Origin of the sequence: Bacillus sp. FSL K6-0268 (assembly GCF_038005425.1) — a bacterium.
In the GTDB taxonomy this organism is placed as follows: Bacteria; Bacillota; Bacilli; order Bacillales; family Bacillaceae_G; genus Bacillus_A; species Bacillus_A thuringiensis_S.
Genome location: NZ_JBBOTF010000001.1, coordinates 2,910,863 through 2,924,666 on the forward strand (window position 1 = coordinate 2,910,863; position 13,804 = coordinate 2,924,666).

Consider the following 13,804-nt stretch of genomic DNA (forward strand, 5'->3'; position numbering starts at 1 on the left):
ACTTCACGAAAAGAATACCAAAAGGTTGTGTGAGATTTGTGAAAAAACAATGTGCTTTTTGTAATATAGGAAACAAAAAAAGATGTGTAGTTATTTCTACACATCTCTCATCACTCGCAGCCTGTAATTAACAAATCATCTTCTAACTTAACTAATAATGTATCCGCACTAATTTCCTGTCCAACTTCTACATTTACCAATCTTATATTTCCACTAATCCCGACTGCAATTTTTTTTAGCTCACCGTCATTTTTTCGGATCATCAGTAATTTTTCCCATTCATATACGTAAGAAGATTCATTAATAAAAATCTCCTCTACTTTTCCTTCATAAGAGCTATAAATCTCTTCAATTCTCGTTTTCATATAACATCTACTCCCTATTTCACACTTCACTATTTTCATCTTATTCTACCATTCTTACGAGGAGCAGCTTACTTTTTAAAAATTCAAATTAACTACCGTGAACAAAATGAACAAAATAAAAATTATGCTTCTAATGATGTTATTTTTCAAATTATTTACCATTTGAATAGATGCTTTTATTATAAATAAAAAACCTTTTTCTGAATTTTTATTCTATTTTGAAAGCGCAATCATTCTTTTGAGGGGGAAATTACATGTTAGCACTACTTGGATTTGCGATGGTATTTGTCTTTATGTTTTTAATTATGACGAAACGTATGTCAGCGCTAGTAGCATTAATATTAATTCCGAGTGTTTTTGCATTAATTGGCGGATTCTATGCCAATATGGGGCCTATGATGTTAGAGGGAATTCAAAAATTAGCACCTACTGGTATTATGCTTATGTTCGCTATTTTATATTTTGGGATTATGATTGATAGCGGTTTATTCGATCCTGTCATTAGTAAGATTTTAAAATTTGTAAAAGGAGATCCTTTAAAAATCGTTGTCGGAACGGCTATATTGACTATTATCGTTTCTCTAGATGGTGACGGTACAACAACATACATGATTACAGTTTCCGCAATGTATCCACTATATAAGCGCCTTGGAATGAACCCCCTCATATTAGCTGGAGTTGTTATGTTAGGGGCGGGGGTAACAAATCTTACACCTTGGGGTGGACCCACAGCTCGTGTTATGAGCGCACTTGGGCTTGATGCTTCCGAATTATTTACACCTCTTATTCCAGGAATGATTACTGGTGCAATTTGGGTTGTTTTCGTTGCCTACTATCTTGGAAAAAAAGAAAGAAAACGTTTAGGAATTATGGATGTACAGTATTTAAAACAAATGCAAACAATGGATGAGCAAGCTGCAACTGTCGAAGCCGCAGTACATAAACGTCCTAAACTTCTATGGATTAACTTTTTATTAACCGCTACATTACTTGTCTGTCTCATACTAGAAGTTATGCCGTTACCTGTTTTATTTACAGTCGCTTTTGCTATTGCTGTTATGATTAACTATCCAAACTTAGAACAACAGAAAGAACGTATTGCTTCTCATGCAGGGAATGTATTAGCAGTTGTTTCTCTCGTATTTGCTGCCGGTATTTTCACTGGTATTTTATCCGGAACAAAAATGGTAGATGCGATGGCTAACAGTGTAGTAACTCTTATACCAGATGTACTTGGACCACAATTGCCAATTATTACAGCTCTTCTTAGTATGCCATTCACATTTTTCATGTCTAATGATGCATTTTACTTCGGGGTATTACCTATTTTGACGAAAGCTGCTGCTACTTACGGAATTAGTGCAGCTGAAATGGGACGCGCTTCCTTACTTGGGCAACCCGTTCACTTATTAAGTCCTCTTGTCGCTTCCACTTATTTATTGGTCGGAATGGCCAAAGTTGATTTCGGTGAACATCAACGCTTCACTTTATTGTGGGCCGTTGGAACGACAATGGTTATGTTAATTACCGGAATTGTAATTGGGATTATTCCAATATAAGATGCAAAAAAACAGTAGAAGAAATAAAATCCTCTACTGTTTTTTATTATGAAGAAGCAAGAAAATAACGTCTCTCCGGTCTCCCAACACTTCCATATATTAGCTCTGCGTGGACTTTCTTCCCAGATATCAAATACTCTAAATAGCGCCTTGCCGTTGATCGGCTTACTCCAATCATTGAGCTTAACATTTCTGCTGTAATCCCTTCTTCATTAACTGTTAACATATGCTTTTTTACTTTCGCTAAAGTATAAGGATCTATCCCTTTCGGGGCATATTCTATTTGATCTCCCTTCACACCTCTTTGAGACCATAAATATTCAATTTGTTCCGTAGATAATTGATTGTTCTTCTTTAACTGTATAATCTTTTTTTGATAGCCTTCTAGACTTGCTTTAAATCGATCAAACATTAGTGGCTTTACGATATAATCTGTTACTCCGCCCCGCAGGGCGTGCCTCACTACATCTGTTTCCGATGCCGCTGTAATCATAATGATATCTGTATCGTGCAAATGATTCCTAATATATGTGACAAGTTCCGTTCCCTGCATATCAGGTAAGTACACATCTAATAACACGAGCTGTGGCTTCACAAGCTCTAGCCATTCTTTCGCTTGTTCTCCAGTCGTTGCCGTTCCAATTACTTTAAATCCCTCAATTTTTTCAGTAAAACGACGATGAATGTCAGCAATCCGAATATCATCTTCTACAATTAATACTTCAATCTCCTCACCCATTACTATTCGCCTCTCTCTTTCGGTAGTGCAATAATAAATAACGCACCACCTAAATCCCCTTTTTCAATTGCAATACTTCCATTTAAATCTTCTACTAACTCTTTCACTTTTGCTAATCCATATCCTCGCTCTCCTCCTTCTTTCGTCGAAAAGCCTTTATAGAATATGCTAGTAATTATTTCATCATGAATCCCTTGCCCTGAATCTTCCACTTCAATTAATATTTCTTCTCCAATATCAGTTACAAACATCCTTACTTTCCTATCATTCTCTTCATTTTTTTCAATTGCTTCAAATGCATTCGTAATTAAATTCCCTAAAATAGAAACGACATAATTACTCTCAATATGTGGACTTAATTTGTCTAAACCACTTTCTCTATCTAGCATAAAATCAATCTTCAACTCTCGTGCTCTATTATAAAATCCAATTAAAATTCCACCTAGCCATGGATTTTGAATCCGCTTCATAATAAATTGAACAAAATCTTGATATACCGCTGTTTCCTTATGAATAAGCTCTAAAGCATCTTCATATGATTCTAATTGGATAAGACCCGAAAGCGTATACAATAAATTATTATATTCATGCGTTTGCGCCCGCAATGCCTCTGTATATTGCTTCGTCTGGGACAATTCTGCTGTTAACTGATCCATTTCAGATTTCAAACGTAAGCTCGATACAACGCCAGTTACTTTATTCTTTACTTTAATAGGTAGACGGTTCGCAATAACAGCCTGTCCTTTTATATTTAATTGGCGGTCAAACTGTTCTTCACCAGTTTGAAGTACATCTAGTATCGTTGAATTAGGAATTACATTTAAAATAAATTCCCCAATAATATTTTGTTGTTTATTTAGCGAAAGAATATCATAAGCTGCTTGATTGACTAAACTAATCATGCCATTTTTATCGATTACAATAATCCCTTCACGTACAGATTGAATCACTGTACTATGCTCTTCATATAAAGATGAAATTTCTTCTGGCTCCATCCCGAACATCATTCTTTTTATACTTCCCGCTAAATATATAGAGCCGATTACCCCAATTAAAAGACCTATTACTGTAATCCAAAATACACGCTTTCCATACACTTCTACTGCTCCATGAATATCAGCCATTGAAAACCCAACAGACACCACACCGATAATTTCATTTTCCTGGTTACGGATTGGGACTTTCCCACGCAATGAAGGGCCTAACGATCCATTAGCTTTCGAAACATAAGATTTCCCTTCTAATAAAACGCCTTTATTATCTCCGCCAACCATTTTTTCTCCTATTTTATCTCGCTCAGGATGCGCATAACGAATCCCCTCTTTGTTTCCAACTACAATAAAGTCAGCTTCTGTATCAATTCGAATTTTTTCTGCGATTGGCTGAATAATAGAAGCTGGATTTTCTTTTTGAAAAGCTTCCTGAATTTCTGGTATCGCAGCAACTGTTTTCGCAACATGCAAGGCCCTTTTACCAATTTGCTCTTCTACTGTTTCAGATAATATGTAAAAAAATAAATAACTTGTTAGCAAAAGTACAACAAGAATAAGTGTACTAATAGTTAATGTAATTCTCGGTTGTAGTTTTAATTTTTTCAATGTCAAAACCATTCCCCTAACATAATTAAAGATAGAATTTAAAGAAAATACAGTTTTTTATTATCATAACACGCTTACTATATATTTCTTTCTTTTTTATCTTCATAAAAAAAGAAACGAAGCATAAGCACTACTTCGTTTCTTAACAGTTTATTATTATATTTTAAACTTACCAATCATCTCTTGTAATTCTTCTGCCATTTGTGATAAATGAACTGCTGCTGCATTTATTTCATCTACTGAAGCTAATTGTTCCTCAGAGGAACCAGCAATATTTTGAACGCTTGCCGCATTTTCTTCAATCGTAGCTGCAATTTCATTAATAGATGCACTTACTTGCTTTGCATCTACCGTCATTTGTTTTGCTACATCTACCATGCTATCAATTTGTACAACTGTATCATTTGTAGACTTCAATATTTCGGCAAAGCTTTGCTTCGTTTCATTTGCAACTACAAGTCCTGATTGTACTTCTGTTCCAACTTGATTCATAGAGCTTACTGTTTCTTTTATATCAAATTGAATCTCTTTCACTAGTTTTCCAATTTCCGTAGAAGACTTTCCTGATTGTTCTGCTAGCTTTCGCACTTCATCTGCTACAATTGCAAATCCTCTTCCTTGCTCTCCAGCTCTCGCAGCCTCAATTGCCGCATTTAACGCTAATAAATTTGTCTGTTCTGCAATATGTTGAATCACTTCAAGAATTGCTCCAATTTGTTTCGACTTATCGTCTAACAAACCAATGATTTTGTCTGACTGTGAAACAGAATCATGAATTAATTGCATTTGATTCACAGTTTTTTCAACTAACGTCCCACCATTTTCAGCTTTTTTCTTCGTATACATAGAGGCTGTAGATACTAATGAAGAACTATCTGCAACACGCTGAATTCCTTCTGTAACTTCTTCTAACAATGTTGCTCCTTCTTCAACTTCTTTCGTTTGTATTTCTGCACCACTCGATACTTGCTCTATCGCCTGTGTAATTTGTTCCGTTGCTTCGCTTGTCTGCTTCATACTAGCTGTTAATTCTTCTGAAGATGCTGCTACATGACTTGCTGAAATGTTTATATTGGAAATGACACTATGTAACGATGTAGCCATCTCGTTAAAGCTTTCTCCTAGCTGTCCAATTTCATCTTTAGAATGAACTGTAATTGATTCTGTTAAATCGCCTTCACTAATCTTCTTCGATGATATAACAAGTTGTTTTAACGGTTTAATAATAGACGCAATAATGAAGTAAATTACAATCCCACCGATTAGTAGCGAAATTCCAAGAACAGTTATTGTTTTATAGAAAATAGGTTCAGCCGCTTCGATAATTTCTTTGGAAGGCATAATTCCTGCTATTTTCCATCCAGTTTTCTTATTCGTTTTAAAAGTGATATTACGATCTTCACCATCTAACGAATAATGAACATCCCCAGCTTCCTGTTTATACAATTCTTTACTAAGTTTCTCTTCTAATTTCTCTCCTGGCTTCAGTGTCGGGTGCGCTACTACATTTTTATCTTGATCAAATATTGCTACATACCCTTCCTTACCGATATTAACCATCTTGGAAGTAGTAACAATATCATTAATGATTAAGTCAATCCCAAGAACGCCACTTTTATCCTCATTTTGTTTTGCTAGTGTAATAACAATATTACCTGTCGTTTTTGACTTATATGGAGCAGTTACAATTACTTCTCCGCTTTTCTTCACTGCCTCTTTATACCAATCTCTTTCTGTAGGATTATATCCATCTGGCATCTGAATAGCTGGTGATTGAATAAACTGTCCATTACTAGATCCTGTATAGATTGCTTCCATTTCTGGATGCAGTTTATTGTATTCTTCTAGTTTATTTTGTATGTTTTGAATTTGATCTGCTTGGTAACTTGATTGTGTGAATAATTTTGTAAAATAAGTTGCATCTATTTTTTTACTATCCAATTCTTTATTAATTACATTATCCAAAATTTTTATATTATCTTTCGCCGAGTTCAAAATCGTTTCATTAAAAGTAACTACTCAGCCACCTTTCGGTGGCTTTTTTTAATTTTACTAGTTTCATATGCCTCCTATTTGTAAATACTGAGTATATCAAACAGGGGAGGTGAATATTATGGTCGATCGAAAAATTATTTTAGATACATATAAAAAAGGACCTGAAGCTGTTATTTCTTTATTTGAAGAAACATTTTCTAAATTAGAAAAACGTATACAAGAACTAGAAAATGCTTCAAAAAAAAACTCCAAAAATAGTCATAAGCCACCTTCTACAGATGGTTTAGGTAAGCCTGTTACAAAAAGTTTGCGCAAACCGTCTCATCGTCAAACCGGTGGCCAGTTAGGCCACAAGGGACATACTCTTGGTTTGACAGCGACTCCAGATCATACGATTACACATTCTCCTACATATTGTACTTGTTGTCATACTTCCTTGAACCACGAGCCTGTAAAAGGGTATCGCATTCGCCAAGTGTATGACTTACCACCTATTCAGATTGAAGTGACAGAACATAAAGTAGAACAGAAAGAATGCCCACATTGCCATTCTATCCAAGAAGCCCAATTTCCTTCGACAGTATCTCGTCCTGTTCAATATGGTCCAAATATAAAAAGACTGATTCCCTATTTAACGCATTATCAATGCATTTCTTTGAAGCGAACAAAAGAATTCTTTCAGGATTGTTTTGGACATTCTATAAGCGAAGGAACCCTGGTAAATCATACACAGGCTTTCGCTTCTCAATTGCAGCCATTCATAAAAAAAGTAACGGAAAAGATCCTGCAGTCTCCTATTGTCCATTTTGATGAAACCGGTATGCGTGTAGAAAACAAAACACAATGGTTACATACTGCCAGTACACCGGAGGTGACATTGCAACATATTCATCACAAACGCGGAAAAGAAGCAATGGATGCGGGCGGAATTTTACCGTCTTTTTCTGGAATTGCGATGCATGATGGTTGGAAATCGTATGATGCGTATACAGATTGCCGACATGTATTATGTAATGCCCATCTCTTACGAGATTTGCAAGGAATTATAGATAGTACGGGGCAAAAATGGGCGCAACAGATGCAGAAATTTCTCACGCAAGCTTTAACGCTGAAAAAACAATACAAAGGAAATCTGCCAAAAGTAAAGCAACAGCACCTGTTTACTGTTTATCAAGCTATATTGAAAGAACAACCAGTCTTTTCTACAGAATTAAAAAAGAAAAGAAAGCAGACGCCTGCTCAAAATTTATGGAATCGCTTCGTCAAATATGCTGACAGAATTCTAGCATTCTTAGAACATCCAGACATTCCATTTGATAATAATCAAGCGGAACGGGATATTCGAATGACGAAAGTCAAACAGAAAGTGTCTGGGACTTTCCGAAGTAAGAAAGGCGCAGAATCTTTTTGCCAGATACGAAGCTTTATGAGTACCATGAAAAAACAAAAACAATCTGTCTTACAAGCGATAGGACAAGTTATAGAAACCGGAACGGTTCCTTGGAATCGCACAACTTCATAAGAGAAATTCTCTGTTTGATTTAGATTCTTTCTCTTATTGGAGTCTTTTCTTTTTTATGTTTTCGAATGAAAACATGTATTTGGTATGCCCTTTTTCCTAATTAAGCTGAGTAGTTACCATTAAAATTCGTCTTCGCCTGTTGATAAGACGTCCAACCAATTACAATACTTGGAAGAATTAAAATAATAATAAATGATACAAGTAACTTTGTTTTTAAACTACTACTCCTTAATTTCCCTTGAAACATACTTCTACCCCTCCATACCGTTTTAAATGTAATTAATTAACATTTAATCTTTCTATAAAAATAATACAATTTAAATGTATCGATGAGACTCTCTATCTTTTTCTACATCATAAAGAATTGATACATACCTTTTTCATTCTATATAAATTAAATAATTAAAACAATATATAAAAATGTATATTATTCGAAATATTATAATTCACTGAAGAACCTCTAGTATCTCACTTACTAGAGGTTCCTCCCGCTTTACTATTCTTTATCTTTTTCTACTTCTTTTTTCGCATCTTCTACTACAGATACAACAGATTTATCGTTTGATAATTGTTGTACTGCTCCTTTTCCAGCAAATCCTTCTAATAACTCTTTTAAATCAATGCCAGAAGAAGCTTTTAATGTTTCTTGCATCGTTGCCATTAAATCAGTCGCATAACCTGCAACTTTTCCGGCGCCGCTATTTTTACCACCGCCACCTGTATCGACAACTGTAATTTTATCAATGTTGCTAAGTGGGCTTGCAACTTCCTTCGCATAACTTGGAAGCATGTTAAGAACCATATCCATAATCGCCGCTTGGCCATATAACTCAAATGCCTCTGCAATTTTTTGTTTCGCTTCCGCTTCTGCTAAACCTTTTAATCTGATAACATCTGCTTCCGCTGTACCTTGTGCTTTTTGTACTTCTGCTTTTGCTTGACCTTGCGCTTTTTCGATTTCCGCCTTCGCTAAACCTTCTACACGAACTTCTTCTGCACGTGCTCTTGCTTCCGCTTCAATTTTATATTGATCTGCATCTGCTTTTTTCATTTGTTTTACTTTTTCCGCTTCTGCTGATTGTTCAACAGCATAGCGATCTGCATCTGCCTTTTTCTTTACTTCTGCATCATATTGCTTTTCACGACGCGCAATCTCTTTTTCTTCTAATTCAATTTGCTTTTCACGTTCAATGATTTTAACGCGCATTTGCTCTTCTGTAACACCTTGTTGCGCTTTTGCTTGTTGTAATTCATAGGAAAGATCTGCATCTGCGCGAGCTTGTTCTTGATCTCTCTTATAAGATTGTACTTTTAACTCTTTATGTTTTTCAGCTTCAGCGATTTGTGCATCACGTTGATACTCAGCTTCTTTTGCTTCTTTCTCAGCACGAGCTTTTTCAATTCGTGCCTCTTTTTCACGCTCTGCATTTGCAACTGTTGCATCACGCTTAACCATCGCAATTTGTGGCTGACCAAGTGCATCTAAGTAACCGTTCTTATCCATGATTTCTTTAATTGTAAAGGAAACGATGCGAAGTCCCATCTTCTTTAAATCTGTAGAAGCTACTTCATGTACCTTTTGAGCGAATTGCTCTCTATTACTATAGGCATCTTCTACTGTCATAGAAGATAAAATAGCACGTAGATGACCTTCTAAAACTTCTTTTGCTTCTATTTTCAACTCTTCTGTTTCTTTTCCTAAATATTGTTCAGCTGCTGTAGAAACTTCTTCAATGGTAGATCCTACTTTAATAATAGAAACACCATTTACTGTAATCGGTACACCTTGTTTCGTATACGTATCACGTGTTCCCACTTCTAATTTGTAGTTTAATAGACTTAAAGGCTCTGCTCTTTGCATAATCGGAACTACGAAAGTACCGCCACCACGAATAATCTTAATCTTCTTTCCATCATCAGTGGTAACTACATTTTTCCCGCCACCAAGCCAGTTTCCAGTAACAATTAATGCTTCATCTGGTCCAACTGTTCGATACTTTGTAATGAATACTAAAATGAGTAGAATTAAAATTGCGAGTAATACTCCACCGATAATTAATGGAATCGTCATGTAAATTCCCCCTTATAATTTTGGTTTCTTTAAAGAATAAGCGATGTTCTGTACAAGTAAAACACCATCTTGGACTCCCTCGATAATAACCTCTGTTCCTTGCGAAATATCTTTCTTTCCAACTGTTTTAGCTAGGATTGCATTGTTTCCAAATTGGGAGGAAATTAATACTTCACCAAACCCTTCTGTAGGAATAGTCGTAATGACCTCTCCTTTGCAACCGATGAATTCATCCATACGTTGCACCGTGTTTTGTTCTGCTTCTGCAATCGGTTTTAAAATTAGTATTTTCATGATGAATACACCGATAAAAGATATAGCAAATGCAGCCCCAAAAATAAGAATACTATTAAAGGAAAATAAATATTCTCCTATATAACTAAGTCCACATAACATGGCGAAAAAACTAAGTAATAAAGTAACAACGGATACAGATCCGCCTCCAAAACTAAATATGGATTCAAATATATCTCCAAAAAAGATATAAATTACAGTGAGTATAGTAGCAATAATAAATCCATATAAATAAATTGTTTCAAGTGGATAACCAAACAAAGCCATTTCTTATCCCCCTCTCTTAAACAATCCCTTTTTTGTTATGTGTATGCCCCACCTCTTTCAAAGATTATCGTTCTAAATTTTCAGTTATTTACCCTTTAAAGAAAAGCCTGTAAGACAGGCCTCTAAAAAAGAACAGGAGAAACCTATTGTGACAGGCTCCTCCTAGAAAATAACCGATATATTATATATCTATATAATATACTATTTTCCACAAAAAGTAAAGTTAAACATACATTGGAAAAGTACTTATTTTACTGACAATTCGTATGTTCCATCACCATTATCATATTTATATACATACAAGTAATACTTACCTGGTTTTGCATTAAATTTTGCTTCTATATGATTCCCATTAGCTTGACCGTAAGCCGCATAATTTTGCATATCTGATTCATGGTGAAGTACCCATGTCATCCCAATTCCATACTCATTTAAAACAGAAATGTCGATATCTTTCGCTGATGCTACATTAAATGTATAAACATCAGTGTGGTCCCCGCCAATAAGATTACCTTTTATCGTACTATTTAGCCCGATACGATTTGCTTCCTCTGGACGATTATTTGGTTCTGATTCTGTTAAACTTCCATCTTTAATCGTAACAGTTGTTTCGCTTCTGCTCTCTTTTCCTTTATCATCTTTTACTCTTAACGATACTTTATAAGAACCTTCTCTTTCATATACATGTACTGGATTCACTTCTGCACTTGTGCTTCCATCTCCAAATTCCCATAAATAAGAAACAATTTTTCCATCTTCATCGTTTGAGCCATCACTTTTAAATTGAATTCCCTCTTTTACAACTCCATTATAAGGCCCGTTTACATTAACCGTCGGAGCTTTATTTTCTCCATCATCTTTTGCGATTCCATGGAAGACTACATCATATTCAAATTCATTTGAGCTATTCACACGATAATTGACGAAGTATGCTGTAACAGTTTTGTAGCCACTCCATTCTTTTTGCGCCAATTGTTCTAAAGATTCATTTACTCTTTTACTCATTGCTTTCCAATCTTCTGATTCACCTTTTGTGACACTACCTGTATACGTACCTTCTAATGTAAATGTATTAAAGAATTGAGAATTATGTTTTGTCATTTTTGTATCTTTCATAGGCAACGTATCACTAATTTCTTTCTTCACCGCTGTTAACGACTTCGTTGCATGTTCAGCTAAATAATCATCAGCTACTTCTGGTACAGTGTATGTATCTTGATTATTAATTAACTGCTGCATATACTCTTGATACTCTTTATTTAACTTAGGATCTTTACTTAGATTTTCACGATATGCATCATAATTTTTCACGTCATTCGCACGAATTAAATCTTGAATTTTATCAAATGTTTCAAACTGATGCGTATATAAGTAAGACTGCAATGCGAACGAGTAATTATAGAAATCCCAAGAACCGTATTTAGCAAATAGTGTGCGCTCTGCAGTATAACGGCTTGCAGGATCAGATGATAATCCGCTAATTATACTCTTTCTTGGTACAACGTTATTCGTACGAGTAGAGCCTGCGAAAAACTCTGCATTTCCTTCTTGGAACCAAGTTAACCTTTCATTTTGATACATATCTCCTCTTCCAAATAAACCAGGAACTTCATATCTCCCTTGCAGATAATGAGTAAATTCATGACGGAATAACTCTTCTAAACTATAAATACTTTGCTCTGGTGTACGCTCATATGTAAAGAATGTTCCTGTTTCTTCGATATAAATTCCACCGTTGTTTGTTTCATACCCATACAATTGTCTATTTAACTGATATTCATCTGGACTATTATAAATTACGATTGTTAACACATCATCCGCATTTCCTGGCTCTAATGCTTTGTCATTTCCAATTACACGGTGATACTGTGCCTTTACTTCCTTCGCAGCCCAATATAATCTCTTAATTTTTTCTTCTGATACTTTATCTCCTGTTTTGAACACAATTGATCCATCATCGAATGTATACGTTTTTGGTAAGTACTGCTCTTTTCCTTCTTTACGTATTTTCTCTAAATCTACTGTATTCCCGCTATAATCTTTACCATTATAATTTGTTGTAATTTGTTCTATCGCAACAAAATATGGTTCACTTAAGTGTGGGTACATATGCATTGCTTGTGTAACAACCTCTAATCCTTTATTCGGATTGCTATGAAATTTCCCTAAACGGCTTGCAAAATAAATACCATTATTAACGAGCCATTTATTTTCTGACGTTACTTCATTTAAAAGAGCAATACGATTTATTTCATTAATAAACCCATCTACTTTTCCATACCACATCGTTTCATTCGCTTCTTTACGGGCCTCAACTAAATACGACTGTATATCATAGTCAATCCCTTGCATAATATCGTATATTGCTTGTCCCTTCATTCGATCATTTACATAAGTAGTAAAATTATCATTGTATTGCTTTAAAATATTTGATGCGTATTGAACTGTTTCAACATCACTTGATGCATTACTAATTAATTTTCCGTATGCAGATACGACTGTATCTTGTTCATCTGTACCAAGCTTAAAGTTTGGATTTTTTGCGATTGCTTTTAAAGCAGGTAAACATTTATCCTGGAAGCTTCTTTCATTTAATTCACTTAATTCGTTATTATAAAATGCCAGATAAAAAGCGGAACGCAACACTTCAGTAAACGTTTGAATTCCTTTTGAATCATCTTTCGTAAATGTACTACCTCTATGAGCTAATTCATCTATAATGACTTGCATTTTTCCTTTATCTTTATAAAAGGCCTTTGTGTCTTCATTAAACTGGAATAAATCTGTAATTTGGTGCCACTTAATACTGCCTAATGTTTCAACTAATTCTTGATTATTCATTTTGTTTAAATCAGCCATTGAATAGCTTTCTTTAACTTGCTTTACTGCCGTTTTCTTCGTAATAGATGCTGGTCGCTGTGAAAAATCGCCTACTTTTAAACGTTCTTGAAATGATAAGGTTTCATCAACTTTTGAAACATGCCCAACTTCATCTACTGGCTTTTCAATTCCAACCGGTTTCGTTTTTAGCACATTATACGGTACTTTTTCTTCCGCTACTGCATGAGTTTGAAGTGCCCCTAACGATAAAGCCATTGTACTAATGCTAAGCATCACTTTATTGATCTTTGATTTCTTGTTCATATCCTTGCCCCCTATTTTAATATTCCATTCAAGAATTTAACATAAAATCTGGATGTAACAATATAAAATGCAATATTTCATATTATTTCTTCCTATAATTTGTACATATCGTGAACACCCTTTCCTTTATCTAACCTCCGCTGATTATGAACTTATAACAATCAAAATTCCCTTTTACAAATATTAAAAAGAGAATTTTTTGACATTTCACCCTTTAATTGTTATGGTTAATATAATTGTTAACTTTATT

The 13,804-nt window shown here is 34.8% G+C and carries 8 protein-coding genes and 2 pseudogenes; 2 read left to right on the forward strand and 8 right to left on the reverse strand.

The features are described 5' to 3' along the window. Positions 1-110: 110 nt before the first annotated feature. Positions 111-365 (reverse strand): hypothetical protein, encoded by a 255-nt coding sequence (locus MHI28_RS14995; protein ID WP_000857376.1) that lies wholly within the window; start codon positions 363-365, stop codon positions 111-113. 254 nt (positions 366-619) lie between these two features. Between MHI28_RS14995 and MHI28_RS15000 the strand changes: the two genes are divergently transcribed. After that, positions 620-1,924, forward strand: coding sequence for a CitMHS family transporter (locus MHI28_RS15000; RefSeq protein WP_000880470.1), 1,305 nt, complete (start codon positions 620-622; stop codon positions 1,922-1,924). A 46-nt stretch (positions 1,925-1,970) separates the two neighbouring features. On the opposite strand, the gene MHI28_RS15005 is transcribed toward MHI28_RS15000, so the two are convergent. The 3 genes and pseudogenes from MHI28_RS15005 to MHI28_RS15015 all read right to left on the reverse strand — a co-directional run. Continuing rightward, positions 1,971-2,663 carry a response regulator gene (locus MHI28_RS15005; RefSeq protein ID WP_000503468.1) on the reverse strand — a complete coding sequence of 231 codons (693 nt, stop codon included), beginning with the start codon at positions 2,661-2,663 and terminating at the stop codon, positions 1,971-1,973. 2 nt (positions 2,664-2,665) lie between these two features. Then, entirely contained in the window at positions 2,666-4,273 is a 1,608-nt protein-coding gene (locus MHI28_RS15010; protein ID WP_003255872.1) for an ATP-binding protein, read from the reverse strand. A 144-nt stretch (positions 4,274-4,417) separates the two neighbouring features. Beyond that, a pseudogene (locus tag MHI28_RS15015) lies at positions 4,418-6,271 on the reverse strand (methyl-accepting chemotaxis protein); the annotation flags it as partial. A 103-nt stretch (positions 6,272-6,374) separates the two neighbouring features. On the opposite strand from MHI28_RS15015, the gene tnpC reads away from it, so the two are divergent. Beyond that, positions 6,375-7,778 (forward strand): IS66 family transposase, encoded by a 1,404-nt coding sequence (gene tnpC, locus MHI28_RS15020; protein ID WP_340828062.1) that lies wholly within the window; start codon positions 6,375-6,377, stop codon positions 7,776-7,778. A gap of 118 nt (positions 7,779-7,896) precedes the next feature. On the opposite strand, the pseudogene MHI28_RS15025 reads toward tnpC, so the two are convergent. From MHI28_RS15025 to colA, 4 genes and pseudogenes are all read right to left on the reverse strand, one after another. Next, positions 7,897-8,025, reverse strand: a pseudogene (locus tag MHI28_RS15025) (cache domain-containing protein); the annotation flags it as partial. Positions 8,026-8,274: 249 nt separating this feature from the next. Further along, entirely contained in the window at positions 8,275-9,849 is a 1,575-nt protein-coding gene (locus tag MHI28_RS15030; RefSeq protein ID WP_000154997.1) for a flotillin family protein, read from the reverse strand. Positions 9,850-9,861: 12 nt separating this feature from the next. Continuing rightward, positions 9,862-10,410, reverse strand: a complete 549-nt coding sequence (locus MHI28_RS15035; RefSeq protein WP_001173143.1) for an NfeD family protein — start codon at positions 10,408-10,410, stop codon at positions 9,862-9,864. 246 nt (positions 10,411-10,656) lie between these two features. Then, a complete protein-coding gene (colA, locus tag MHI28_RS15040; protein ID WP_001036432.1) occupies positions 10,657-13,554 on the reverse strand; it encodes a collagenase ColA in 2,898 nt (965 codons plus the stop codon). Positions 13,555-13,804: the final 250 nt, after the last annotated feature.

Excerpts from the sequence above, each read along its gene's own strand:
- MHI28_RS14995 (WP_000857376.1), bottom strand. The coding sequence starts at position 365 with ATGAAAACGAGAATTGAAGAGATTTATAGCTCTTATGAAGGAAAAGTA.
- tnpC (WP_340828062.1), top strand. The coding sequence starts at position 6,375 with ATGGTCGATCGAAAAATTATTTTAGATACATATAAAAAAGGACCTGAA.
- MHI28_RS15035 (WP_001173143.1), bottom strand. The coding sequence starts at position 10,410 with ATGGCTTTGTTTGGTTATCCACTTGAAACAATTTATTTATATGGATTT.
- MHI28_RS15000 (WP_000880470.1), top strand. The coding sequence starts at position 620 with ATGTTAGCACTACTTGGATTTGCGATGGTATTTGTCTTTATGTTTTTA.
- MHI28_RS15010 (WP_003255872.1), bottom strand. The coding sequence starts at position 4,273 with ATGGTTTTGACATTGAAAAAATTAAAACTACAACCGAGAATTACATTA.
- MHI28_RS15030 (WP_000154997.1), bottom strand. The coding sequence starts at position 9,849 with ATGACGATTCCATTAATTATCGGTGGAGTATTACTCGCAATTTTAATT.
- colA (WP_001036432.1), bottom strand. The coding sequence starts at position 13,554 with ATGAACAAGAAATCAAAGATCAATAAAGTGATGCTTAGCATTAGTACA.
- MHI28_RS15005 (WP_000503468.1), bottom strand. The coding sequence starts at position 2,663 with ATGGGTGAGGAGATTGAAGTATTAATTGTAGAAGATGATATTCGGATT.